A 26914-nucleotide genomic window follows, 5' to 3' on the forward strand; every position below is an offset into this window, starting at 1 on the left:
TGATTTAATAGGAATAACATTTCCTAGGTGAAAATATTTATATGTTTGCATCTCTATTGGAATAACTTACATTCCACAAAACAGAACAAAAAATAAGGGCTGCTGTAAATGTGGAATTGATAAGTTTTGATAACGTAAGTTTTTTCCTCTATGGAAAATCTCGCCATTAAAAATTTTAACCTGAATATCATGCAGGGAGATAAAATACTGCTCAAAGACATGTCAGGCGGAATGATATGAAAGCAATTGACGAAACAATGAGTATATACCAGATCTTAAGCGAATATCCTTTTTTACTAAAAATATTCAAACAGCATGGAATGGAGAAATTTGAAAACAGGGAAGTTCTTGAAAGTCTTGGTCCCTTACTAAAATTGAAAACAGCCCTGTCAATGGTATCGGTAAATAAGGACTCTTTTATTGAGCTTCTGAATAAGGCTGTTCTGGACAGTGAAGCAAAAGGAGATTTTACCCTTGAAGATTCCCCCGAACGACAAAAAGAGCTGACCCTTCTTGCCCTTTTGCCCTGCGGCATGAAGATGCCCTTTAACCGTGCATTTGACGACTTTTCAGCTGAATACGGCAGACAAATGAATAATGTTCTCCATTCTCTTGTAGAAGGTAATGTCAATCACGAGCTCTCCTATTATGCCTATATCGATTCGGTTACATCGATTGACGAACTGCCGGACATAATTATCAGTTCCGATATAAACAGCTTTTACCACAAACCCTTCAGGGAGAATTTCCTCAATAAGGAGTACTTTGTAAGTCTTAACCCATCCCCCATGAACACTGATCTGGAGTCCATCGGTTTTGCCGATCCCTGCGGCCAGTTTACCATGATCTCTGCAAACCTTCTTGTTCTGGTTACAATAGATGAGCTCATGAAGGACAATACCAGACCGGAATCCTGGGAAGATCTCTTAAAAGACGAATTCCGGAACAGGGTTATTATGCGGGGACAGGACGGTTTTTTCTGCAATGGAGTACTGCTCCCTTTTTACCGGATGTACGGTATGGAGGGAATTGAAAAGCTTGCTTCTTCAGTATATACGGGACTCCATCCATCCGAGATGGTTAAAATGATAGACAGTAAAAAAGATAATGTACCGCCCATGTATATCATGCCTTACTTCTTTGCTAAGAAAATTCAGGACAAATCCCGGATTACAATCAATATCCCTTCGGAAGGAGCTATTGTAAGCCCTGTACAGATGCTGGTTAAAAAAAGTGCTGTAGAACGTGTTAAGGAGATTACGGATTTCTTCTGTGGAAAAGAGTTTGCGGAAATCTCTGCCAGAGCCTTTTTCCCGACAACAAACCCTGAAGTTGATAACAATCTTGAAGGAATCAACTCACTCTATTGGCTGGGCTGGGACTTCCTGATGAATACAGATATAGGAACCCTTAAAAAAGAGGTTGAAAAGGTTTTCAATAAACAGTTCAGGGAGACCGGAGGTGTTGTGTGAAGCTTGTTACGGTAGCAGGTCCTCCGTCATCAGGAAAAACCAGTATCATTATCAAGACCATCGGAGAGCTCAGGCACAAAGGCTTCACAATCGGTGTGGTCAAATTTGATTGTCTCTCGGCTCAGGATGAGGAGATATATTCTGCTCACAATATTTCGGTCAGGACCGGTCTCTCAAGAGGGCTCTGTCCCGATCACTTTTTTGTAAGCAATATTGAAGAAGCCCTCAGGTGGGCAAAAGAGAAGAAGTTTGATTTCCTGATTACCGAGAGTGCCGGTCTCTGCAACCGTTGTTCTCCCCATATTAAGGATGTTCTGGCAATCTGTGTTATTGATAACCTGAGTGGGGTCAACACACCCAAAAAAATCGGCCCAATGTTAAAACTTGCAGACATTGTTGTTATTACTAAAGGGGACATTGTCTCCCAGGCAGAGCGTGAGGTCTTTGCATACAGGGTCAGGCAGGTTAACCCCAGGGGAATGATAGTTCAGATTAATGGTGTTACAGGACAGGGCAGTTTCTATCTTGCAAAACTCGTAGAAAAAACTTCTACAATTGAAACCCTTCAGGGAGCCACACTTCGATTTACCATGCCCGGAGCTCTATGTTCATACTGTCTTGGAGAGAGAAAAATCGGGGATGACAGGCAGATTGGTGTTTCAAAGCTGGTAAATTTCAGAGGAGAAGTAGATTGCGAGGAGAAGAATAGATTGCGAGGAGAAGAGTAGATTGAAGACAGATTTGCTTCACATGACGATAAGTGAACTCAGGAAGATGATGCCCTGGATAGAGGATTACTTCTCTTCATTTGCAATTGATCCTGTGCAGTTCGGGAACAGAAAACTGGAAGAGCTGGGTTCGATCCCTGGTGAAGATTATTTTATAGAGAAGGGAAGCAGCTATCTCACCTTTATTGATGGTTTCTTTCTATTTATTGAGCAGGCAAGAGCTCTTCAACAGGGAAGCGGGTCCACAGTTGAATCCCTGACCGTGCTCCCAGGACGTAATAAGAACGGTGAAAAAGAGGCCCTTTCGGTAGAACTAAAAAGGGGTGAGGTGACAGCAATTGTCGGTCCGACAGGCTCAGGCAAGTCACGTCTTCTGGCTGATATTGAATCTCTGGCTCAGGAGGATACTCCTACCGGACGCAAAATATTGGTTAACGGCCGAGCTCCGGGTGATGAGGAGCGTTTCTCAACTGAGGGACGTTTTATCGCACAGCTTTCACAGAACATGAACTTTGTCATGGATCTCAGTGTCGAGGAGTTTCTGACCCTGCATGCCGAGAGCCGTATGGTTGATGAGGTATCCCGTATTGTTCAGAAAATATATGACACTGCAAACATCCTGGCAGGAGAACCTTTCAGCAGGGAAACTCCTGTTACTGAGCTTTCAGGAGGACAATCACGTGCTCTGATGATTGCAGATACCGCACTTCTCAGTCCGGCATCCGTCGTCCTGATCGATGAGATTGAGAATGCCGGAGTCGACAAGGTGAGGTCTCTGGAGCTTCTGGTAAGTAACAACAAGATCATTTTAATCAGTACTCATGACCCTCTTCTGGCTCTATCGGCAGATCAGCGGCTGGTCATTCAAAATGGCGGGATTTCAAAACTTTTGAAAACCACACCGGATGAGAAGAGGTACCTGAAGAGCCTCGAAAAAATAGATAGCAAACTTACTCTTCTCCGAAATCAGTTGAGAAGGGGTGAAGAAATTGATTTCAGTGATCTTCTGGCGTAGATTGATTTCATGAGGATAAAGAATAGCACAAAATTTCCATAATTTTTTATCTTACTTTATAATCCAAGTGCAGTAAATATCTTCCATTCCAATACATGGAAATGGCGTAATATTCACTGCATTCTAAGACTCTAAAAATTTAAAAACTGCTGAAATTATTCTCTACTTCTTTTCCTATTACGTCCCGCACTCCCAGCCGCTCATGTAGCATTCCTGCTTGGATGTGAGTTCGTCCGTGCCAATTCCCATAGATTCAAGCTTCAGTTTTGCCACATAGGTATCAAGTTCTCTCGGGACTCCGTGGACTCCGTTCAAAAGCCTGTTTTCTGCAATGTAACGTACACAGAGTGCCTGGTTTGCAAAACTCATGTCCATGACTTCGGCAGGATGCCCGTCACCAGCAGCCAGGTTTACGAGTCTGCCTTCTGCTATTACGTTAATGCGCCGGTTGCCGATGTCGTATTCTTTTATGTTGTGCCTTACAGTCCTGGTGGATTTTGCAAGGGATGCAAGGGCTTCCATGTCGATTTCAACATTGAAGTGACCTGAGTTTGCAAGAATTGCCCCGTCCTTCATTACCTTGAAGTGGTCGGCTGTAAGAATATCGCGGTTTCCGGTTGCAGTTACAAAGAGGTCTCCGATTTTTGCAGCCTCTGCCATTTTCATAACCCTGTGCCCGTCCATCCTGGCTTCAAGTGCTCGTATTGGGTCTACTTCGGTAACGATTACACTTGCTCCGAGGCCTGCAGCCCGCATTGCAACTCCGCGTCCGCACCAGCCGTAGCCTGCAACAACAACATCTTTACCTGCCACAAGGAGGTTTGTGGTCCGGTTGATCCCGTCCCAGGCTGACTGTCCTGTCCCGTAGCGGTTGTCAAAAAGGTACTTGGTCATTGCATCGTTTACTGCTATTACAGGCATCTTCAGTGCACCGTCTTTTTCCATGGCATGAAGCCTGTGCACCCCAGTGGTTGTTTCTTCGCAACCTCCGAGGATCTTCGGGAGCATCTGCGGTCTTTCTTTGTGGAGCTTGAATATGAGGTCTGCCCCATCATCGATTGTGATGTCAGGCTCAATGTCAAGGACTTTGTCGATTGCTTCGTAATATTCGCTCGTGCAGCACCCGTATCTCGCAAAACAGCTTATGTTTTTCCGGGTGTCGAGAGCAGCTGCCACATCATCCTGTGTGCTCAGGGGATTGCAACCTGAAATTGCAACCTGTGCACCGCCTGCAGCCAGGGTCTCGACAAGGACTGCGGTTTTTGCTTCTACGTGCAGTGCCATCCCTACCTTAAGCCCTTTGAGAGGTTTTTCTTCCTCAAATTTTTCTCTGATGATGGCAAGCACCGGCATATGGTTTCTTGCCCATTCCATTTTCATGTTTCCGGATTCTATGAGTTCTTTTTCTGTCATGGTGATCCCGTCATATCGAATTAATGATTAGATAAAACGCTGAATGAAACGATCGAATATGGCTCTACTTTGATTACTCAAAATATCTCTACGAATGCACTTAATCCTTCAATTACTCCTGTAACTCTGGCTGCTGATATCTTTAAGTTGACAGATTATTAAGTTAGGTTCTCAATACTTATTTTTTCTGTATATTTATATGCCGTGACCTGGCTTCTCAGGCATTTACCCTTGCTACAAGCTCTTCTGCGGCTTTTTGAGCTTCTTCAATAACTTTCTGCTCATCCAGCACCAGAACTTTGTAGTCGTCCATAAGGATTTTTCCATCCACTATTGTTGTCCTAACATCGCTTCCTTTTGCGGAATACACCAGGTGGGAAGTAACATCAAAGCAGGGAGTAAGGTGCGGTTTTTTCATGTCAACTATGACTATATCTGCCTTCATTCCCGCCTTTAACATGCCGGTTTCCGTTCCAAGAGCCTTTGCCCCATTAACGGTTGCCATCTTCAGTACCTGGTGAGCTGGAAGGGCAGTAGGGCTGCATGTGCTAACTTTATGCAGAAGGGCAGCAGTTTTCATTTCTTCAAACAGGTCAAGGTTATTGTTTGAGGCACAGCCATCAGTCCCGAGGCTGACATTCACTCCTCTTTCAAGCATCTTATGGACGGGTGCAATTCCGGATGCGAGTTTCATGTTGCTTACAGGGTTGTGAGATACGTTTACTCCTCTTTTCCTTAAAATTTCTATATCTCCGTCAGAAAGCCATACGCAGTGGGCGGCAAGTACGTCAGGTCCGAAAAACCCTATATCGTCGAGCATATGCACCGAACACTTCCCGTACTTTTCTTTCATTGCCAGCAGTTCGGCTTCGGTTTCAAGGACATGGATATGGAGACCTGCTCCGTCTTTTCTGGCCTCTTCTTTTACCTTTGCAAGAAATTCCTCAGAACATGTATTCGGGGCATGGGGTCCGTACATTGTCTTTATCCTGCCGCCTGCAGCTCCCTGCCAGGCTCTAACAAAGCGTTTTCCTTCTTTAAGGTCGGTTTCCCCTTTTTCTTTGTTCCATAGCTCGATCAGGCCGTGGGAAAGTGAGGCCCGAAGCCCGGATAGCTCAACGGCTTTTGCAGTCTCGTCCATAAAGAAATACATATCTGCAAAAGAAGTAGTTCCGGATCTGATCATCTCGAGACAGGCAAGCAGGCTTCCTTTATACACATCTTCTGCTGTAAGCTGAGCTTCGGCAGGCCAGACGTGATTCTCAAGCCAATCCGCAAGCTGCAGGTCATCTGCATAACCCCGGAATAGGGTCATTGCTGCATGGGTATGCGTGTTTACAAGCCCTGGCATTACAACCGAACCTTTTGCATCAATCACGGTTTCAGCACTTTCTTTTGTTTTCTCCCCAATTTCCGTGATTTTTCCGTCTTCAATTACAATGGTTCCGTTTTTCAGGTCTCCCGCATCAGGGTTCATTGTTAAAACATAAGCATTTTTTATTATTACATCAGCCATATGATCATATCCTTAGGTTTGAATGCAGTAAGATAGTAACGCAGCTTTATGGAACTTTAATTTTATTGAGCTGTAATATTATTGAACTGTAATTCTGTTGAACTGTACCCTTATTGAATTGCACCTTATTGGACTGCAATTTGTTAAATAAACTCTAATTTAAGAGGTTCTCGTAAAAAAAGTTGTCCTGAGAATCCCTGTTATTTAAAGTCTGGAATCTTTATTATAAAGCACAGAATCTTTATAAAACATTTTTCCCTGACAAGTAATCTGATAAAACGTAAAGCCCCAATAATTTCTGGAAAAAAAGCCTGTATTTCAAGTTTGAGGATTTTACCCCAACCTTCTTTATTTCAAACCCCTGACCCCGGATCCTTAAAAATTAATTCTATTTTCAGGGTTTCTGCTTGTCAGTCTCGGTTTCAAGGTTCAGAGCCTCAAGGTAGAGGCGCATTATCTTAAGCCTTTCTTCTGCAATCCTTTTCGCAGTATCAGTGTTTAACTTCTCAGGAATAGTAAAAGGCTTATAATGCATGTACTCGTTAAAACCTTCAACAGGGTTCTCTCTATAAACAGTCTTTTTTGAGCTTCCCTTATCCAGTCCTGTCATGTGCTTCAGCATCCTGAGAGCACCCATTGAAAGGACAGCCCTGAAGATTCCTATTGCTCCCAGGGCATCAAGCCTGTCTGCATCCTGAAGGATTCTTGCTTCTATTGTTTCCGGAATTTTTCCTCCGCTGAATCTGTGATTCTGGATGCAGTATGTCACAGCTTCAATAGTCTTTTCCTCAACGCCTGCTCTGCCCAGGAATTCGGAGGCTATCTCTGCACTGTAGAGTGCATGGTCTCCTCCTTCCTCATGTTCTTTGATAACCCCTACATCATGCAAAAGAGCTGCGAGCTGGAGTGTGAGAATGTCTCCTCCTTCTTCTTTCTGGATTCCACTGCAGAGGGCTTCCACGCGGTTTATGTGGGACATATCGTGGGAACTTGGCTCTCCTTCATGAAAAGTAGCTGCAAATTCCCTCGTTTTTTCTATAAGATTCATAAATATCCTGTTTTCAGGCAATTATCCAGCTTTCAGGTAATTATCCAGCTTTCAATATTCTACTTCTGCAATCATTGTTTTGAGATGTTCCTGAATTTCAGAAATCGCACCTGCGATGGCTTTTTTGTTATCGTAACTGGTTATCAGTTTCACAAGCTCTTCTTTTTTCTCCTTTTTCATCTCCTGCGCGAGTTTTGCCATGTTTCCGAGAGCCCTTGTAACGTTGTCTACAATTGATATTGTAGCTGTTCTGGAGGTCCGTGAAAGAGGGTTCAGGTCTATTGTTATGACAGTTTTTCCCATTTTAACAAGTTTCTCGCAGCGGTCCCCATCCTCAAGGGGAACAAGTACAACATCTGCTGTATAGATCCCTTTGCTGCTCACAAGCCTTCTGTCATGAGATAGGTCAAGGCTTGCGTCAGGATTCTTTCCAAGCACTTCGGAAGCCCCACTCGCCTTCAGATGTTCTATTATTAGGTGTACCCGGGTGTCGGTTCTGTGGAAAAGATTTACTTCAATCTTGGCACCGGTAATGTCTGCCAGGGCAACGACTTTTTCCGGAGCCAGGGCTGCGACGTTACCATTTACTGAAATAACCGGATTTTCTGCCAGAAGAAGTGCAGCAACTGCAGCCCTCTCTGCATACAGGGCAGATTCGGTGCTTCTTTCCCCTATAAGGTAATCAAAGCTCTCGCCTCTCCCCTGGGCAATAAGCCCCTGGATACTTGTGATTCCCATTTTTACCCCGGCTGCAACCTTTTCACGGGCGAGCAAGGATTCGTATCTAGGGTGGTCTTGAGGTATATCTGTCATATAGGTCGCTTACCTTTATGCTTGTTAATTTACTTATTCTACTTTTTTTTGCCTTTTATTTGAAGTTTTAAAAATTCCAGAATTTTAAGGACTCTGCCTCGCTCTGAGGGCAGTTTTTGCGGTTCAGTACTTTTTATTCCGATAGTATTTAAGTTATAGGTGCTTTTTCCTGCACAGAGCTCTCTTTAGCTGCTTTTAATTAAATAATGGTTTCCCAATGCTTTTTTGTTTGATTCCGTTCCTCAAGTACGTTATTTACTAAAAAGGCTTTATCTTATTTTTCCGGAACTTTTTATCCGTTTCATATTTTTTGAAAGGTTCTGCCAGGTACAAAATATTCAGAAATAATAAACTTCACCTGAAGCTCAGTCATAAAGTAGTCTTGGCACGCAGGTGCTGATCCCGTATTCAAGTACCTGCCCGAATTCCTGAAGGGCTTCGTAGAGTGGGAACTCCTGACTGTAGGGGGCGATTGCAAAAACCGTATCTCCGAGCATTGCCTGAGAAGCCAGCCCCCCGCTTGCATGTGCAGCCTCAATTACGTCCTGCGCCATATTGCTCATAAGGCCTGTCCTGCTGGCAAAGTCTTTTGCCTGATGCATAAAGGTTTCGAGAGTGGGTTTTTTAAGCAGCTCGGACATTGCAGTTTTTCCTGCGGCATTAATCCTTCCTGCTGTAGCCTCATCTGCAAGGATAGAATCCGTAGAAATCTCCCCGAGTACGATGCAGAAAACCCTTGCTTCTGGAGCAGGAATTCTGTCTATGTTTCCGAATTCGGGCCCTCCGGGCTGCAGTCTTATTACCACTCCGCCATTGGACTGGGCAGCAATGTCTCCAAGCCCGCTGCGGTTAATGACTTCAGCTACATGAGCGTATTCGGTCAGGTCCTTTACTGTCTTGTTTAAGGAAAGTGCCCTGTTCAGAGCGTAAGCTGTCCCGAGAGCTCCTGCACCGGAGGCTCCGAACCCGCATCCAACTGGGATTTCCGCCCAGCTCTTCACCCTTACAGGCACATCGGCCATCATCTCTACCACGGTGCGGGTAGTTTTGCCTTCAACCTTTTTTCCATTGAGGAAGATCTCGGTCCTTTCTACGGATTTCCCGACCTTCACTTCGGTCGTAACTCCTCCGTTAAGAACAATCCCGCAGCCGGTAGATCCTTTACGGCGGGGGTCATTATGCTCATGGATCTGAAAAAAACCTGTAATATGCCCTGGAGCATATGCTTTTGCTAAAAAGTCTGCCCCTTCACTCTCGTATGTATACATAGAAAACGCCTTTTTTTATTGTTTAAGTTATATTTCAAAGTTCACTTCTATTTTGTAGAATTTTCTGTTTTGCAGAATATTGTGCAGGTCTATTTGCAGAATCAGCCGATACAGCTGATCGCATACTCTACCGACTCCGATTATCTTGTTTTCGTTCTGGAAGCGATCAGGTTCTCAGAAAACCATCAGAGAATCCGCCGTGAATTCAAAAGTTTGGGAACCTCCTCAAGGATACTGGCTGCAAGTTTGCGTTTGTTTCCACTTACATGCCTGGGTTCGGATTTTCCCCGCCCTAGCAAGTAAAGCTCGTTTTCTTCAGTACCCATTCCGCCTTTTCCTACATCGTTTGCTGCAATCATATCGAGCTTTGTTCCTTCAAGGGTTGTAGCTGCCCTTTCAAGGAGTTCTTCTCTGCCGATGCCTGTTTCGGCTTTAAAACCTATTATCACGAGTTCAGGGTACCTTTCCCTGCATTCCTTTATTAATTTCCGGGTAGGTTTCAGTTTTAGCACAAGCTCTCCTCCGGATTTGATTTTCTCAGGAGAAGGTTCGGCTGTATAGTCTGCAATTGCTGCAGAACTTATCAAAACTTCATATCCGTTTTCCAGTTCCGAAAGCACAGCGTCTGTCATTTCGGCAGCACTTTCGGCAAAGACCTCTCTGATCCCTGCAAACCCGAGCCTGTCCCTGTGCACAAGGGTTACATCAGCGCCTCTGCGGTAGGCTTCAAGGGCAAGTTCCCTTCCAGTCTTTCCGGAAGCCCGGTTCGTGAGGATCCGTATAGGGTCAATGCTTTCGGCAGTTGAACCGCCTGTAATGATTACCTTCCGGTTTTCCAGGCTCCGGTTTCCAAGAGCCCTTTCTACCTCGAGCACTATTTCTTCATTTGAGGCAATTTTTGCAACGCCCTCTTCGAACCTGGGACCCACAATTGAGATCCCCCAGCTTTTCAGTTTCGCTATATTTTCAGTTACAGCCGGGTGTCTGTACATGGACTCATGCATTGCAGGGACAATCATTACAGGAACGTCTGAGCCGAGAGCCGTTGTTGCAAAAGATGTTACCGTGGTGTCATCTATTCCGCATGCGATTTTTCCTATGGTGTTCGCTGTTGCCGGCGCTATTAGAAGAAGGTCTGCCCTGCCTCTGAACCCGCAGAACTCTACATGTTCTACCCTGCCTCCGAGTTCTGTAATTACAGGGTTTCCGGTGGCGTAGTGCAGGGCGTCAGGGTGAAGGATATGCTTCGCAGCTTCGGTCATGACAGCATGGACTTCTGCCCCGTTCCGGATCAGTTCCCTTGCAAGTTCAACTACCCTGACCGCCCCTATACTCCCGGTAACGCCAAGGACTACAGTTTTTCCGGCAAGAGATAAACTTCTGTGCCCCTGAATCCAGAGGGTGGGATGAGTTTTTTCAGCCTTATTCCGTGTGGGGTTTTGCTGGTCAGGATTCGTTTGATCCTTCTTGTTTTGTGACTCTTTCAATGGTTTTTTCATTCAGGCACCGAAATAATCAATAAGAATTTATTATGGAAATGAGCTCGCTTTATTGAAAAAAATCCTGAAATCACAGTGACATTAAATATGATATTCTTAAAACTTTCGAAATATAAGGAGCGATTAAACCTAATAGATACTGCATTTTATTTGAATGTTTTACATGGACTGCACTTTCTATTATCAGGCATGGCTGACAGTTTAATAATTATCCTGAATCTTTAATACTGCAACAACTATTTTATATTCGCAATATTGTTCTCATTAATCATAATTGACTTACGCTTATCTTACATTTATCTTACATTTATCTTTCACTTATCTGTAACTGGCTTATATCTCCGGCTGTGTTCGTACAGTTAATAAAGTATTGTTTATATTATACATTCAGTCGCTTTTGGGAATTTATTGAATTGTTTGAGGTTTATGAGAAAGGGTAGGAAGGCAAATGACCGATAAAAAAGTTACACAAAGAGAAGCTGCTACAGATGGGAAAAAAGGCATCGGCAATATAATAGGAAAAATCTCCAGAAAAGGCCGGCTGGAACTTGAAGTTGATAACCTTAATTCCAGGATAACCGAACTTGAACTTGCCCTCAAGGGTGCAAAAAATCAGCTTGAAAAGAAAGAAGCCCTTGCAAGACAGGCAGTTGCGGACAGGCAGGAAGCCGAGGTTCGATTAAATCAGGAACTTGTAAGGACTCAGACTCTGTCGCATGAGCTTGAAGCAATCCGGGCTCAATCCCAGGGTAAGCTTGAGTTTCGCGGGATCGAAAACCTGAGTCCTGCTGCTGTCCAATCTTACCTTTCCAAACTCAAGTCCTTCCATTCTCCTGCCGGAGACCTTTTGACTATTTATCTGCCCTCCGGAACTCGCCTTTCATCCTTTCTTCCCGAAAAGACCCTCGACCTGATTGAAGAGGAGACCCGCTCCCTGCTTGACAGGCTTGACCCTGAGACAGGCATGGTCTTTTTCTACGACCTGCACCGCATGATTTCCGAAACCATAATTCCTCCTTTCCCTCTAGCCTCTTCTTCCTGGCATCTCCGGGATAGTTTTGAAACCGTCCTCCTTGAGGAGAGCCTGAACGCCGGCTGTCGCATGCTCGTCCTTGTCCTTCATGCAGGGGAGTCCTTTATTGGCTTTGCTCCTGATGCCCGCGTCTTTGACACGGAGGAATTCATCAAAAGCAGTGTCAAAGAAAAACACAGCAAGGGAGGCTTCTCACAGCGCCGTTTCGAACGCCTGAGGGAAGAAGACATTGCCCACCACATGGACAAGGTTTTTGAGGTTCTGGATAAAATGATCGAAGAAAATTCTCCTATCGACTACGTTATTCTGAACGGAGATACCCCACTTATAAGGGGAGCTGAAAAGCGCCTTCCTCTGAATATTGAGGTTATTGAGAAACCGGCTGATATTAAGGTTGAGAAAACGGGCGGAGAGGAAATTCTCAGAACGGTTTTAAGTTCCAGAAGATATTTACTCTGAAGCATCAGAAATTTCAAGAGTAATCATTAAATATCTTAAGAAATTCCTTTATCATACAAGAAGAGTTCTATTTAATATGTGAAGACTTCTATATAATAAGGAGGCAGGCGCTCAAAAGGATATGTTTGCAAATTTATAGCTAAAAAGGTGTATATATCAGTTATTTAGGCTAGAAAGATGCAGTGTATATATAAAAAACGCAAAGAAGTAATATTATTTTAATTTCTTTTTTGAGTTTATTATCGGACATTCAATTTGAGAATATATTAGTCTAAATTTAGTATTAATTATTGACTTATCAGCTCATATGACTTTAGAATTGTATACTTTCTTTTTTATATCTTTCTTTGAATCTGAGTTGGGACATGTACTCATATAAAATACTTCTGACCAAATCATAAAACAATCAAAAATCATTAAACAATCAAAGACCTGGAAGTGATGTATGGGCTCAAAATTAGTTTGAAAATCGAATTGTTAGAGACTTTGGCCGGAAAACTTATAAGAAGTTAAGTAAAAGGAATTTATTGGAGTTCGGAAGTAGTTCCCAAGATCCCGAACTCCATAAAGTATGCCCTAAGAGGCAGTAATTATGTTAGCTTTGCTTTTATTTAAGCTTGCCTGATTCTGCCTCCTGGGAAATGAACAGGAGTGATTATGACAATGAAGAAGAAATTTGTATTAAGTGTATTGCTTGCCACAATGCTTCTGATGAACATAGCATTTGTGCCGGTAAGCGCACAAACAGAAACATCGTCAGTGAGCTCAGATGTCAAACAGGTTACTTTAACACTTGATCAGCAACCTGGAGATCTATACATTCCTACAGAATGTAAAACAATCATCGACTTAAGCAAAACAAAGGTTGATAAAAAATCAGCGACAGCTCGATTATCAGGTACTATTGATAAGAACAACTTAGTTACTCTTGAAGGTGTAATCACACTTGATGGGGAAAACGAGAAAGTTAACTTATCTGGTAAAGCATACCAAGTGTTTATTGGATGGGATGTGCCAAAAGGAGCAAAACCTATCATTACCAAACTGAGCAGTGGACCAATATCCCACATCGAAGGCATAACAGAGACATATGCAACTTATGGCAATCTGCAAAATAATATCTCCAAAATAGACAATGTGACAATTACCCGTTATGAAGGCGCAACAAAGATGTATGCAACATATGTCGATCTGCAAGATAAAGAGGGGAAATACAAACTACATGGTGAATTCTATAAAGACGGAACAGGAGGTATTGTTGGGAAAGTTATGAAGAACGGAGTTGAATGTGATCTAGGTCTTTTGGGACTATCTAAGAGCCTATATGAAAATGTTAATCCAACTGTTTCACCCGCCAGTAGTTCTAATTTCTTGGATGTACCTCAAAGAAGTCAATGGGAAATATATTGGTACTCCCCATATAATTACACTGCTGCAAGCCAAGCCTGTGGAGAAGCGTCTGCTGCAATGCTTCAAGAATATTATACAGGCCAACGTCCAGAAATATGGAATATCTGGGTTGCTTGTGGTTCTCACGCGGTGACTGGTAATGATTTAATGAGTTATTTTAATTCCATAGGAATGGGTTATATAGGACTTGCAAAAGCTTGGGGTACTACTCCGGATTATGTAAATACTTGTATCGGGTATGTAGAGGCTGTTGTCGATATGCAACATCCAATGATTTTGCAAGAAAACAGCCGATGGGGGACCCCTCATTCGGTAATTCTTAGAGGATACACAAGCCAATACTTTATATTAAATGACCCAAATACCCTCACCGGTTCAAATACAATGTATTGGTATCATAAAGATCTCTCTACATTTAACTTTGAAGACAATGTCGTGAAGTGGGTAGGGGGAGACGACAACCATAATACTGGACTTGCCGCTCTATGGTGAAATTCATGTGAACTACTGTTCACTTATTTTTTCTCAGTATTTCAATAATTTAATTGTGGATCAATGTTTGCTGATTTGAATTTTTATAAGGCTAAGACTGTTATTAATACTTTGGGGCTATATTAATAAATCAAATATCAATACGTCAAACAAAAGTATCGTTATTCCTAATATCACTCACTTTTTTAGCTATGCCGATCGAGTTCGTTCTTTGTACGTTTGAGCAACTTGCGAAATTGCCTTCTCTGAATCTTTTTAATCTCTTGATGCTATACCTCTTTTCACTGTTTCTCCCCGCAGTTGGACTTATAGTCTTTATGAAAAATACAAGAAAAACCTCATCTAGATGGTATTGGGGAATTTTACTTCTTCTGGGACTTATTCTAAATACGTTTCTCAGGGATGCTATGTTTATGGTTCCGTATAACATAAATGCTGTTAACCTCGTTTATGGTCAGCCATTCATTGCCACTTTTCCCATTCTTTATAAATGGCACATTCTAGAGCGTATATCTCCTATGAACATCAATCTCATGTTTTTCATTTCTATCTTCTTTTCTGTTGCTGCTGCACTATTCTGTCTTTCAGTCCCGGAAGAAAAAAGAAAAAAATTTATGTTACCTTTTGTATTCTCTCTCATCGCAGTACTTTCAAAATTGATCCAATTTATAGTACAACGACGTCCAGATAATCCTTCGCTTGAAATATTTCCAAATGAAACTATGTCCTATTACACTTTTGTCATATTTTCATTGGCTATTTTCTTCCTTGGTTTATCCTTCATAGAAATAGCTGTTAACTATGAACATGTAATGCCTGACGCTGTTAAATATAAGTAGTTACAAGCATCTCGTCGAGCCTATCCCAAAACATTACCTAATGCATTCATTATTGTCACCAATGTTACAACTCCTATTTTGGCATTATATGATTTTTGGATAGGTGTCAAGGCCGGTGAATAATTCCTCATTTTAGCCGGATTAAAATTCCCCAATTTCCAATCCTTGAGAAAAGCTCGAGGATCGTAAATCATGCTGAAAACGGAGGAAAACCCATTGTCAAGGACTTCGTACAAAAAATCCGACCTGAGCAGGGAGTCCCTGCTGTACTCCGCTGCGAAACAAAACCAGGCGTACAGGCTCAGGTTGACTGGGCAGAGATAGGAACAGTTGAGGTTGATGGAAAGATAAAGAAACTCTTTTGCTTCAACATGATTCTTGGATATTCCAGAATGAGATATGTTGAATTTACACTGAGCATAGACACCCCCACTCTTATTCAGCGTCATCTGAACGCTTTTGAGTACTTTGGAGGATTTACACCGGAGATTCTCTACGATAACATGAAACAGGTTGTTATCAAAAGAGCCTTAAAATCATCCGATTCTGAATGGAACTCACAGTTTGAAGATTTCTTCAAATGCGTTGGTTTTATTCCACGGTTATGCAGGCCTTACAGGCCTCAGACAAAAGGTAAAATTGAAATACAGTTGGTTTTGTCAAGAGGGATTTCTTCCTTGGAAGACGATTTACCTTTCTCGAAGACCTGAACGGCCAAGTTCACAGGTGGTTGGAAAGGGTAAATTCAACTGTCCACGGAACAACCTATCAAATCCCCTCTTGAACATTTTAAGGAGGAGAACCTGAGCCCTCTGGATCAGGTTCCTCCTTACAAAGTTGTCCATAAGGAAACCAGAAAGGTCTCCAGAGACTGTTATATTTCTTTCCTTAGAAATAAGTATTCTGTTCCTTACAGAAAAGAAACACAGGGAATCTGCTGCAATTGAGAGAATGATGAAAAGTGCAGTTTTTCCCGTTAGAAAGACTCTTGAGGAATTCGATTTTGAATTTCAGAAATCCATTGATAAAAAAGTAATCGAAGACCTTGCAACCTTGAGATTTGTCCATAATTCAGAGAATGTCGTTTTCCTTGGTCCTCCTGGAGTTGGCAAGTCTCATCTTGCAATAGCTCTTGGGATTGAAGTAGCAAAAGCAGGGATTTCGGTTCATTTTACCAATACAGGAAACCTTATCGAGAAGTTGAAAATAGCGAATCGAGAAGGAATGCTTGAAAAGAAACTAAGGGACTCGATGAAATATAAAGTGCTGATAATTGACGAAATAGGGCATCTCCCATTTGACGAAGAAGGAGCTCACTGCCTATTTCAGTTGATCTCAAGACGTTATGAAAAGAGCTCAACGATCTTGACATCAAATAAGTCGTATGGAGAATGGGGAGAGATATTCAAAGACCATGTAATAGCGGCTGCTGTACTTGATAGGATTCTCCACCACTCAACTACGATTAACATCAAAGGGGAAAGTTACAGGTTGAAAGAAAGGAAAAAACAGGGAATAAAAACAGGAAATATTTACCAGTAATTTCTAACGAGTTTATAAAAAATTGAGTAAACTTTATATTAAAAGATGAGGAAAAGTAATCCGGCTAAAATGGGGAAAAGTAAACCGGCATTGACACACATATTATGAGGGACTGAAAATCTCCACTTTTCAGGTGTTGGTATGAGCAAAATCAATAAGGAAATCATTTTTTTTATTATTTTTTTTATTCTCGTAATGATTGCTGGACAATTTATAAAAACTCCGGTTAATTCACAAACTCCGTATCCCGATTCCCAAGTAGGTGGTCTGTTTATTCAATTTAAAGATGAAGTTTCTGAGTCAGAAGTAAAAGCCATTCTTCAAAACTATAACATGACTCGGAACTATAGAATGGAATATGATACTAATACTATGGGTGAAGGATATTACATAATGGTGGACAAAGATAATTGGAGTGACATAAGAAGCGAACTTGTAACAGAGATGAAAGAAAATAATAAAAAAGGCTGGACTATATCTACTCCTGCTGACGTTATCAGAAAAGAAGATTATTACGTTCTTCCGGTTTCTGAACAAGCGACCCAGGATGAAAAGTTTCTTGCAATACTTGACAAATATGATATTGGGGTGAAAAAATTTATCTGGTGTGATATTCGTTTTCTCTATAGTGATGGACCCCTGACGTACTGGATTCCGGAAGAAGATGCAATAAGAATAAAAAATGAACTTGAGCAGAATGAAAATATCTTTGCTGTACAGCTAAGTTACATTTATAGTAACTAAAATCTAAATACTTTACAATCTTTGAGATCTTCAGTTGATTTTCGGCTTGAATGAATTACCTTCCTTCTTTCATCTATCCGGCAATTTAGCCATGATTTTTTAATCAGCCAATTTTTAGGAGTTTACATGAACGCAAAACTAGCTGATATGCTATCATGAATATCCGCACTGATAGCTCTTTTTATAGCATTATATAACACATATCTTGGATAGTTAGATAAATCAAAAACATACAGTTTGCAGTATGATACAAATAGCATTACGGAAAAACGGAGATATGTATAAAAAAGGTGAAAATAGCAAACAGACACCTGAGAGAAAACTTAGCCCTATAGTTGTTACAAGTGGTCTTTGAAAATGTTAACGACTAAGAGCTAAAAACCAGAGGATGTGAACCCGATACAATAGAGACAATGCATCAGGTTCATGAGCACATTACATCTGGAAGGAAAAAACGAACTGTAATACTTCCGGCCAAATTCTCTAACTGTCAATGATCAAGTAATAAGCTCATATCAAGTAATAAGCTTATATCAAAATTAGTTCGAAAATCGAATTGTTTGAGAGATTACACAGAAAACTTTTAGAGGATTAGGAAAGAGGAATTTATAGAGTTCGGAAGTAGTTCCCAATTCACCCCGAACTCCATAAGTACGCCCTAAGAGGCATAATTGTCTTAGCTTTGCCCGTATTTATGCTTGCCTGATTCTGCCTCCTGGGGATAAAAGGAGGATAACATGAAATATAGTAAATAAAGGCAGGTGCAACTGCATGAAATAATGCGGATGCCGCATTCACCTTCAAATTTCTTCCGATTCTGAAAAAACAATGTACTATCAAGCGGGAACAAATGAAATAAAGAAAAGAACTCTTTATCCAGATGATATTGCAGGTATCAAAGCTATTTATCCTTAATAGGTGATCGTCATGAAAAATAACACAAAATACGTGATTGCCTTGGTTGGAGTACTTTCGTTGATAATTTTAGGTAGTTTAGCATTATCCGATTCTTCGCAAGATAATACCAAACTTGTAAATAATGAAATGCCCCTATATAGTAAATCCAGTGCAACAATCCCAGCACTCAACCACACAGAATTAAATAATTGCTCCGATACGATTGTAATAGGCACGGTTCAGGAGATACTTCCATCAAAATGGAATACTGCTGATGGGAAAAGACCTAGTAATACGGATGATGCGTTTAGTCCATTCTGCCTTATCTATACAGATGTAGTCATAAGTGTAGACAAATATCTCAAAAACCCATTATCATCCAAAGAGGTTACTGTGAGAGTGGAAGGCGGAACAGCTGGACATGATACTTTGATAGCTGATTATGAACCGACATTCCAACCTGGCGAAAAGATTTTGCTTTATCTGATCAAAGACTTTGGCCCAGGCACTAAGAATATCGACCCTGAACACTTCCGAGTTACAGGATACAAACAGGGCAAGTTTACTTTAACTAACGATGGGAAAGCTATAGGATTTGATCGTGAAAGTATCAGTCAAGAGGAGTTATTAAGCACAATTAAAGAATAAAGTAAACGCGTATAACTGCTTTTTTCTACAAAACAACGTAGGAAGAGAGGGTAATTCTGTAACTTATGGCATTATCCTCTCTCACACCTTCCGGCAATTCATTCGTGATCTGATTTCCTTCTTTTTCTTTTTATATACATGCATTTAATAGATGTGTCACACCCGCATGAATATAATAGTGCGTGTATAGAGGGTACGAGCTACACCTAGAACTATGGGTCATTACGAAGTGGGAAGAACGATTGATGTAAAGGAACTTGCTAGCAAAGTTTTAAAATTAATCTTTAAGAGAACTTAAGAGATTCTCTTATATAATATAAAAAAGATTAAATATAATTACGAAACAGGTTTGTTACAATTAAATATGATTTCTTGAATTTTTGAATGATAAAAACGCAAATGATGAAAAATGAAAATAAAATATGTTTTAAAAAATTAACTTCAGAATCTGTAGAGCTTGGCATACTCCTCGCAATTGTAGGAGGATTTCTGGATGCTTATACATTCGTAGGACGAGGTGGTGTTTTCGCCAATGCGCAGACTGGAAATGTCGTGCTCATGGGTATAGAAGCTGCAACAGGAGAATGGGGAAAGGCAGTACTTCACACGGTACCTGTTCTGGCATTTGTTGTCGGAGTAATAGTTGCCGAGATAATAAAAAAACCTTCAATGCACCTGTTCATTTCGGATGCTGAAAGGGCAGTTTTAATTCTTGAAATTGCAGTCCTTTTTATTGTAGGTTTTATACCCTATACTAGCCCGAATATCATTGTAACTGTTGCAATATCATTTGTCTCCGCAATCCAAGTCTCCTCATTTCGCAAACTTGTCGGGTCCCCATATAACAAACACAACCATGATCACTGGAAATTTACGGTCAGCTATACACGAAGTTTACAATGCTATCACAAAAAAAGATGGTGAATCGGCTTTGCAAGCCGTCCGATTCTCTACGATCAATCTTTCGTTTTTAGCAGGAGCTATTCTGGGAGGGTTGCTTACTTCATTTATTGGAGTTAAAGCAGTATGGATTACTGTAGTTGTGCTAATCTGCCCTGTGATTTTGTTCAGTATAGATGAAAGTAAGAACAAGAATGTTCACATTGAGGCATAAAGACTCAGGAGTTTATCAACAAATGATTATGGGATTGATTGACAAAAGATTCATGGATTGATGACAGAAATTAAGATTAGCGACGAGACGATTTTTGCGCAAGCTATATGAGCTTTCAGCGCAGGGAAGGTAAGTAATGGCAAGAGATAGAAGAGATTATTATTATCATCAGGCAAAAGAGGAAGGGTACCGGTCCAGGGCTTCCTTCAAGCTCAAACAGATCAATGAGAAACATAATGTTATCAAGCGGGGAGACTCGGTTGTAGATTTAGGTGCGGCTCCGGGCGGATGGCTTCAGGTTGCAAAACAGCTTTCCGGAGGGAAGGTCCTTGGCGTGGATTTGCAGAGAATAGCCCCTATTGAAGGAGTCGAGACCATTCAGGGTGACATAAACGCAGAATCCACAATAAAGAAAATCATCAAGATAGTCGGGGAAAAAGGGGCAGATGTGGTGCTCTGTGATGCAGCCCCTAACCTGTCAGGAAACTGGTCTTATGACCATGCGCGGTCAATTGAGCTTTCGACATCAGCTCTTGAATGCGCAAAGAAGATTCTCAAGCCAAAAGGAAACTTCGTGGTTAAGGTTTTCCAGGGGGACATGTTCAATGATTACCTGGATAAAGTGAGGGATAATTTTGTCCACGTCAAGGCTTATTCTCCGCAAGCTTCAAGGTCGCAGAGTGCGGAAATATACATCATCGGAAAGAAATTTCTTACGGCTCCTCTCAGAAAAGGAGACAAATTCGTTGTGGATATCGAAAAGCTCGGTTCAAGCGGAGATGGAGCTGTTCTCATTGAAGGGTTTGTGGTATTTGTAAAGGATGTTGAAGTTGGAGAAAAGGTCCGCATAAAAATAGCGGATGTAAAACCGAACTTCGCCTTTGCCGATGTTGAAGAAAGACTTGAAAAGTCAGAAAATCCTGAAAACCTTGAAAACTCCGGAAGTCGTGAGAAATCTGAATAAATCCTTAGAATGATGAGGATATCGAAGTACTGAATGTACTTATAAAAGTCTTTACTAAGTGTCTAAGTCCCGGAAATATATCTCACGAGAAAAGTATATATCTGTAAGGGAAAATCTATATAATAGTGGAAAAAGTCCAATTTTTTAAACACGGTGATCGCAGTTGATTGATCTTCACACTCATACTATTTTCAGTGACGGGGAACTGCTCCCCAGTGAACTTGTCCGACGGGCTGTTATTCACGGCTACGAGGCTATAGCAATTACCGACCATGCAGATTATACAAACCTTGAACAGCTTCTTGATGCCACAAAGAAAGCAAAGTACCTGGAAAAAGAATGGGATATCCGCGTGCTCCCCGGAGTTGAGCTGACGCATGTCCCTCCAAGAAAGATTGCTCCCCTGGCAAAGAAAGCAAAAGAGCTGGGTGCCGAAATCGTGGTTGTCCACGGAGAAACCATTTCAGAGCCTGTCGCCCCCGGCACAAATGCAGCATCTGTTGCCTGTGAGTATGTAGATATCCTTGCCCACCCGGGCCTGATATCCGAAGAAGATGTCCGGACTGCGGCAGAGAATAATGTGTTTCTTGAAATCACAGCAAGGAACGGACACAACAGGACAAACGGGCATGTTGCAAGACTCGCCCTCGAATTCGGAGCAACTCTTGTTGTAAATACTGATACGCATGCCCCCGAGAACCTTATCACTGATGAGACAGCTTTGAAAATCGCAATGGGAGCCGGTCTTGCTGAATCAAGGGCAAAGGAAGCGTTTGAAGCTTCGAAAAAGAAGGTAGCAGAGATAGTTTGAGCTGCACTTCGTGTGCTCTCTTCTCTGTTCGTCTTATGTTTTCTTGATTTTTTTCTGTTCTCGATTTCTTCCTCTTTTTCGGTTCTTCTTCTGTTTTTCACTTGAAGCAGGCTCGAATTGAAGTTTTTTATAGTTTCCTGCAGGCTGCAGGCAGTTTCCTGAAGTTTTAACATTATATTCAGAACAGAAACCCCAGTTCCCAGTTAACATCATAATTTATCTTTTACTGTATTAAAAAGTTTTCTAGTAAAAACGCAAATATTCTTTTTTATAGAAAGAAAGTCTAAATATTGAGAAGAGACCCTTTTGTTCTGTCATCAAGTTAATTTTGAAACCAGTTTTATTTCCACATCCGTAAGGATTCAGAACTATTTTTCGTGATTAGAAATGGGTTGATTATTCAGAATAAGATTCAGAGAAGCAACTTTTACTTTTGGAATGAGCTGCTTTAAAAAACAGGTGTAAAAAGAGTATAGCATGTCTTACAGTTTTAGCAAACTATGTCTTAAGATATGCAAACTGGGTTTTTTGCTTGTTTATTCATATATTATAAAATAGGAGGATTGAATATTTTTATAAAAAACTTATTAATAACCATACTTTTGCTTATTTGATTATATGTTCTATTATTATATGCTATTTTTTCTATTTTAAAACTTAATATATATTAAAAAAATATAATATGTCTATTGAATTTCAAACCTAACTATAATTTTATAAACAAAGAGTAACTATATTAAAGTTAGAATTGTGTGCTTTAAAAATTAATTTAACTGAACACAATTAAGTTTTCTATTATATGAAAACACATGAAATTATATAATAATAAAAATATTAATCATTTCGTGCGATCGCTGAAGGCAGGCACGTGCTGCCAAAGAAAAGGAGTCTGAAAAGAAATGACAACGAAAGCGTATGACAGCTTAGAGGAGAAAGTTAAATCACATCCAACTGAACTTGAAGAAGTTTATAAGGCATTAATGGAAAATAAGAAAGAGCTCTCTGAAGCTCAAAAAATGGCTCATATTGGAATTTGGGATTGGGACCTTATAACTAATGAAAAATACTGGTCTGAAGAGATGTATCGTATTTACGGATGCAATCCTCAGGAATTAGCACCACCCTACAATGAATTTTTAAATTATGTACATCCCGCTGACAGGGACTTTGTGGATAATGTCACTAAGGAAGCCTTAAAAGGAAAACCCTATGCGATTGATTTCCGGATTGTTTTAGCTAATGGAGAAGAACGCATAGTTCACTCGCTGGGAAAAGCCATTTTTGATGAGAAAAATACTCCTGTTAGAATCGGAGGGGCAATTCAAGATATTACTGAACATAAGAAAGCAAAGGAGAAAACTTAAAGTCTGAAGAGTATTGCGAAATCATCAAACTTCGATTTATATTCCTAGTTCTTGATAATATTAATTAGCGGCTGGAATTTTTGTTGGATTAGGGCGTGGAAATAAAGAGTTATAAGTCATAATACTCAAAAATGAGTTCCTTTTTTATAATAATATTTGTCGTTAATCTGAATTTTTATAATAAGTTTGAATGGGAAAAGATAGGATAAAATTGAGTTTATTTTTATTTCACGGTCTATATTAAATTAAAAACATATTATTCGTTAAATAAAATTATTAGCTGTAATTCTTATGAACAAAGAATATTATAATATGAAATTTCGTTGTGTATTATATTTAATAAGTAATATAATAATTTAATATTTTAAGCAGTTTTTGAAAATTATTAGAATGGTTATTATTTTAATAATAAACCGAGTTCTCGAAGGCGGTAAGGAATTTCTGCCAGGGCAATGAGTCAAAAGCCTGGAGAAAAGTCTGCAGACGATAAATTCTTTGTTTCCATACCTTTAAAGGTCGGAGAGATGTGGAATGATAGAAAGTCGACGAAGTTCTGGTATTGATATTATTGGGGACGTGACCTGGGGAACGCATTTCTGTCAATTTTATGATGCAAAAGAAGATTTGATAGAGATACTTGTCCCTTATTTTAAAGCAGGGCTGGAAAATAACGAATTTTGCATTTGGGTCACTTCAGAACCTCTCGGTGCTGAAGAAGCAAAAGGAGTCCTGAGAACGGCTGTTCCTGATCTTGACGCTTATCTGAAAAAAGGACAAATCGAAATTACCCCTTACAATGATTGGTATGTGAAAGAGGGCGGTTTTAGTTCTCAGAGAATTTCAAATAGCTGGATTGAAAAGCTCAATCATGCCCTGGAAAGTGGTTTTGGAGGGCTGAGGTTAAGCGAAAACTTTTCCTGGCTGGAAAAAAAGGATTGGAATGATTTCATTGATTATATGAGAAAAATGGATGATACTATAGGTAACTACCGGATGGTAGCTCTGGGTTCATACTCTGTCGACAAATACAACGCAGCCAGGATTATTGAAGTAACTTCCGGCCACCAATTTTCTTTGATCAAAAGGGAAGGCAAATGGGAGAGAATAGATAATTTCGGGCGGAAAAAAGCTGAAGAAACGGCTGCTATTCATGTCGCCCGTGATATCAACGAACGCAAACAAGAAGAACACAGGATACGCAGATGTAACAGTATTCTGGACGGAATCAACAGGATATTCGGCAGTGTGGTGAAGGCTAAAACAGAAGAACTGGGAAATGAATGTCTATCTGTAGTCATGGAATTGACTGACAGCCAGCTTGGTTTCGTTGGCGAAATGGGAGCCGACGGGTTGTTACACGATATTGCAATCAGAGAGATGAAACGGGACCAGTGTCTCATGAGCGACGAAACCGGATACCTCCGCCCTCCGGGAAATTTTGTCCTGCATGGCCTGTATGGCCATGTCGTTAACAGTGGGAAAGGCTTTTTTACTAATGATCCGCAGTCGCATCCCTGCAGCATTGGCTTACCACCCGGTCATCCCTCACTCATTTCATTTCTTGGCGTGCCCCTTATCCAGGACGGGAAAACAATTGGTGTGCTTGCGGTCGCAAACCGTGAAGACGGCTATAGCTGCGAGCAACAGGAGGACCTCGAAGCTATCGCACCGGCAGTAATACAGGTTCTGCAGAGGAAAAAGGCGGAAACGGAACAGGCGAGGGCAGAGGAGGCGCTCAGGGAAAAAGAGAGCCGGAAGGATTTTCTCCTCGAGCTTGGCGGCCGCATCCGCGAACTCGCCGACGCAGAGCGGATTACGGCAATTGCTTCTGAGCTATTAGGCCGATACATGAACGCCAGCGGAGTCGTTTATTGTGAGATTGACCCGACCGGTAAGTATAGTAATGTCTGGGCCGACTGGACCGATGGCACGGTACCGAGCACTGTCGGTCGGTATTCGATGGATGACTTCGGTATCGGCGATCTCTACCGCCAGGGACATATTCGGCGGACGGACGACGTCAAAGCCAACTTCAAAGACAGCGAAGTCGCAGAGCATTGTGCCCTCAAGATCCGTGCCTCAATCGGAGTCCCGAGATTAAAGGGCGGACGGCTCACGTCCGTACTGGCCGTACATAGCTCGAAACCTCACCACTGGACAGATGCGGAGATCGAGCTTGTCCGGGAAGTAGGCGACCGTATTTTTACGGAGATCGAACGCGCCCGTGCCGAAAAGGCTTTGCGGGAGAGTGAGAGACGCTACCGAGCAGTCATTGAAAACAGTAAAGACGCGATTATCGTGACAGACCCGGAAGGTGAAAGAAATATACTCTCGGTAAACCCGGCAGCTGCCGAAATGTTCGGGTGGGCAGAGCAGGAAATGATAGGGCTTACCCAAAAGCATATACTTGATATGGATGATCCGCATCCAGAAGCTGCCGTATATGAAATTTTGTCTCCGGATCTGACTCGCTCTACCTATAAGCGAAGAGACGGAACTGTGTTTATCGGTGAACTGGCATCCGGATATTTCACTCAAGCGAACGGCAAGAGGTATGCGGTTTCGATAATACGCGATATCACCAAACGCGAGCAGGCTGAAGAGGTCCTCAAAGAAGCATACGATATACTGGAAAAAAAAGTTAAAGAACGTACGGCTGAACTTGAAGAAGCTTACAAGGCGCTGCTGGAAAATGAGAGAAGGCTCTCTGAAGTTCAAAAAATGGCTCACATAGGAATTTGGGATTGGGATCTTGTAACTAATCAGAAATACTGGTCTGAAGAGATGTATCGTATTTACGGATGTAACCCCCAGGGATCATCACTACCTTATAATGAATTTTTAAATTGCATACACCCCCATGACAGGGACTTTGTGGATAATGCAACCAAGGAAGCCTTAAAAGGAAAACCCTATGCGATTGATTTCCGGATTGTTTTAGCTAATGGGGAAGAACGCATAATCCACTCCCGGGGAGAAGCTGTTTTTAATGAGAAAAACACTCCTGTTCGAATAAGAGGAGCAGTTCTGGACATTACCGAACGTAAAAGAGCAGAAAGAGCCCTTGCAAAAATTGAAATTGCTCGCAAAAAGGAAATCCACCACAGAATTAAGAATAACCTTCAGGTAATTTCCTCCCTGCTGGATCTACAGGCTGAAAAGTTCAATAACAAAGAGTATATTAAGGATTCGGAAGTTCTGGAAGCTTTCAGGGAAAGTCAGAACAGAGTAATGTCCATTGCACTGATCCATGAGGAACTGCATGAAGTAGGAGGAGAAGACGTATTGAATTTCTCACTATATCTTGGGAAACTCGTGGATAAACTTTTTCTGACATACAGACTTGGAGATATCGACATCAGCCTAAACGCAGATATGGAAGAGAACCTCTTCTTTGATATGGATACTGCAATTCCGCTGGGGATAATCATTAACGAACTTATTTCTAACTCCCTCAAACATGCGTTTATAGGCAGAGATAAAGGAGAAATCCGGATCACACTCCGTAGAGAAGAAACGGGAAAAATTGTAAGCCCCATGGAAGAAAGCAAAAGCGAAGGCTGTAAGAGTGCCAATTTTATTCTTGCCGTTTCAGACAATGGCGTAGGCATTCCCGAAAACCTTGATACTAAAGATCTTGATAGTCTCGGGTTTCAACTGGTGGTTTCCCTTGTAGATCAGTTGAATGGAAAGCTTACCCTGAAAAGGAACAATGGGACTGAATTCACTATAAGGTTCACTGCAACAGAAAAAATGAAAGCAGGTGTTTGAAAATTGTGGAAATTGAAGGACATCTGCGGCGGAAAGTGAAAAAATGATATTGAA

General features: G+C 41.3%; 20 protein-coding genes and 2 pseudogenes. 16 read left to right on the plus strand and 6 right to left on the minus strand.

All coding sequences use genetic code 11. The features are described 5' to 3' along the window. Window positions 1-236 precede the first annotated feature (236 nt). Genes MSHOH_RS05495 through MSHOH_RS05505 form a run of 3 tightly spaced genes read left to right on the plus strand, consistent with a single transcriptional unit; the run spans window position 237 to window position 3215 of the window. Window positions 237-1472, plus strand: coding sequence for an ABC transporter substrate-binding protein (locus MSHOH_RS05495; protein WP_052730734.1), 1236 nt, complete (start codon window positions 237-239; stop codon window positions 1470-1472). Next, window positions 1469-2200 carry a GTP-binding protein gene (locus tag MSHOH_RS05500; protein WP_048137993.1) on the plus strand — a complete coding sequence of 244 codons (732 nt, stop codon included), beginning with the start codon at window positions 1469-1471 and terminating at the stop codon, window positions 2198-2200. The genes MSHOH_RS05495 and MSHOH_RS05500 overlap by 4 nt, the downstream gene beginning before the upstream one ends. A gap of 1 nt (window position 2201) precedes the next feature. Further along, entirely contained in the window at window positions 2202-3215 is a 1014-nt protein-coding gene (locus MSHOH_RS05505; RefSeq protein ID WP_082089247.1) for an ABC transporter ATP-binding protein, read from the plus strand. Between the two features lie 177 nt (window positions 3216-3392). Here the strand turns inward: MSHOH_RS05505 and MSHOH_RS05510 are convergent, their stop codons facing one another. The 6 genes from MSHOH_RS05510 to coaBC form a co-directional block, all read right to left on the minus strand. Beyond that, complete coding sequence (locus tag MSHOH_RS05510; protein ID WP_048137997.1) at window positions 3393-4628, minus strand: adenosylhomocysteinase; 1236 nt, start codon at window positions 4626-4628, stop codon at window positions 3393-3395. A gap of 217 nt (window positions 4629-4845) precedes the next feature. Beyond that, window positions 4846-6144, minus strand: coding sequence for an amidohydrolase family protein (locus tag MSHOH_RS05515; protein ID WP_048137999.1), 1299 nt, complete (start codon window positions 6142-6144; stop codon window positions 4846-4848). Window positions 6145-6538: 394 nt separating this feature from the next. Continuing rightward, window positions 6539-7192, minus strand: coding sequence for an HD domain-containing protein (locus MSHOH_RS05520; RefSeq protein WP_048138000.1), 654 nt, complete (start codon window positions 7190-7192; stop codon window positions 6539-6541). Window positions 7193-7243: 51 nt separating this feature from the next. After that, complete coding sequence (locus MSHOH_RS05525; protein WP_048138001.1) at window positions 7244-8005, minus strand: 4-phosphopantoate--beta-alanine ligase; 762 nt, start codon at window positions 8003-8005, stop codon at window positions 7244-7246. A 365-nt stretch (window positions 8006-8370) separates the two neighbouring features. After that, window positions 8371-9273: a pantoate kinase gene (locus tag MSHOH_RS05530; protein WP_048138002.1), complete on the minus strand. Its 903-nt coding sequence runs from the start codon at window positions 9271-9273 to the stop codon at window positions 8371-8373. Window positions 9274-9458: 185 nt separating this feature from the next. Beyond that, window positions 9459-10772: a bifunctional phosphopantothenoylcysteine decarboxylase/phosphopantothenate--cysteine ligase CoaBC gene (coaBC, locus tag MSHOH_RS05535; RefSeq protein WP_048138003.1), complete on the minus strand. Its 1314-nt coding sequence runs from the start codon at window positions 10770-10772 to the stop codon at window positions 9459-9461. A 448-nt stretch (window positions 10773-11220) separates the two neighbouring features. Between coaBC and MSHOH_RS05540 the strand changes: the two genes are divergently transcribed. The 13 genes and pseudogenes from MSHOH_RS05540 to MSHOH_RS21985 all read left to right on the plus strand — a co-directional run bounded on the left by MSHOH_RS05540 (window position 11221) and on the right by MSHOH_RS21985 (window position 26860). Next, window positions 11221-12264 carry a Vms1/Ankzf1 family peptidyl-tRNA hydrolase gene (locus MSHOH_RS05540; protein ID WP_048138005.1) on the plus strand — a complete coding sequence of 348 codons (1044 nt, stop codon included), beginning with the start codon at window positions 11221-11223 and terminating at the stop codon, window positions 12262-12264. 657 nt (window positions 12265-12921) lie between these two features. Next, a complete protein-coding gene (locus MSHOH_RS05545) occupies window positions 12922-14166 on the plus strand; it encodes a C39 family peptidase (RefSeq protein WP_048138006.1) in 1245 nt (414 codons plus the stop codon). Between the two features lie 191 nt (window positions 14167-14357). After that, entirely contained in the window at window positions 14358-15005 is a 648-nt protein-coding gene (locus tag MSHOH_RS05550; RefSeq protein ID WP_048138008.1) for a hypothetical protein, read from the plus strand. Between the two features lie 200 nt (window positions 15006-15205). Further along, a pseudogene (gene istA, locus MSHOH_RS05560) lies at window positions 15206-15922 on the plus strand (IS21 family transposase); the annotation flags it as partial. Continuing rightward, window positions 15909-16547, plus strand: a pseudogene (gene istB, locus MSHOH_RS05565) (IS21-like element helper ATPase IstB); the annotation flags it as partial. The pseudogenes istA and istB, both read left to right, overlap by 14 nt. 141 nt (window positions 16548-16688) lie before the next feature. Then, window positions 16689-17291, plus strand: a complete 603-nt coding sequence (locus tag MSHOH_RS05570; RefSeq protein ID WP_048138013.1) for a UPF0228 family protein — start codon at window positions 16689-16691, stop codon at window positions 17289-17291. Window positions 17292-18218: 927 nt separating this feature from the next. Then, window positions 18219-18836 carry a hypothetical protein gene (locus tag MSHOH_RS05575; RefSeq protein ID WP_239451239.1) on the plus strand — a complete coding sequence of 206 codons (618 nt, stop codon included), beginning with the start codon at window positions 18219-18221 and terminating at the stop codon, window positions 18834-18836. 384 nt (window positions 18837-19220) lie between these two features. Then, entirely contained in the window at window positions 19221-19760 is a 540-nt protein-coding gene (locus MSHOH_RS05580) for a YoaK family protein (RefSeq protein WP_275425549.1), read from the plus strand. Continuing rightward, window positions 19693-19950, plus strand: a complete 258-nt coding sequence (locus MSHOH_RS25520; protein ID WP_269848998.1) for a DUF1275 family protein — start codon at window positions 19693-19695, stop codon at window positions 19948-19950. The genes MSHOH_RS05580 and MSHOH_RS25520 overlap by 68 nt, the downstream gene beginning before the upstream one ends. A gap of 136 nt (window positions 19951-20086) precedes the next feature. Beyond that, on the plus strand, window positions 20087-20914 hold the full coding sequence (locus tag MSHOH_RS05585; RefSeq protein ID WP_048138015.1) for a 23S rRNA (uridine(2552)-2'-O)-methyltransferase: 828 nt from the start codon (window positions 20087-20089) through the stop codon (window positions 20912-20914). 163 nt (window positions 20915-21077) lie between these two features. Next, window positions 21078-21725 (plus strand): histidinol phosphate phosphatase domain-containing protein, encoded by a 648-nt coding sequence (locus MSHOH_RS05590; RefSeq protein WP_048138016.1) that lies wholly within the window; start codon window positions 21078-21080, stop codon window positions 21723-21725. 899 nt (window positions 21726-22624) lie between these two features. Beyond that, the gene (locus tag MSHOH_RS05595; RefSeq protein WP_048138017.1) at window positions 22625-23089 is read left to right on the plus strand and encodes a PAS domain-containing protein; all 465 of its coding nucleotides are present in this window, start codon (window positions 22625-22627) and stop codon (window positions 23087-23089) included. Window positions 23090-23620: 531 nt separating this feature from the next. Continuing rightward, window positions 23621-26860: an MEDS domain-containing protein gene (locus MSHOH_RS21985; RefSeq protein WP_052730735.1), complete on the plus strand. Its 3240-nt coding sequence runs from the start codon at window positions 23621-23623 to the stop codon at window positions 26858-26860. The last annotated feature ends 54 nt before the right edge of the window (window positions 26861-26914 follow it).

It is taken from the genome of Methanosarcina horonobensis HB-1 = JCM 15518 (assembly GCF_000970285.1).
In the GTDB taxonomy this organism is placed as follows: domain Archaea; phylum Halobacteriota; class Methanosarcinia; order Methanosarcinales; family Methanosarcinaceae; genus Methanosarcina; species Methanosarcina horonobensis.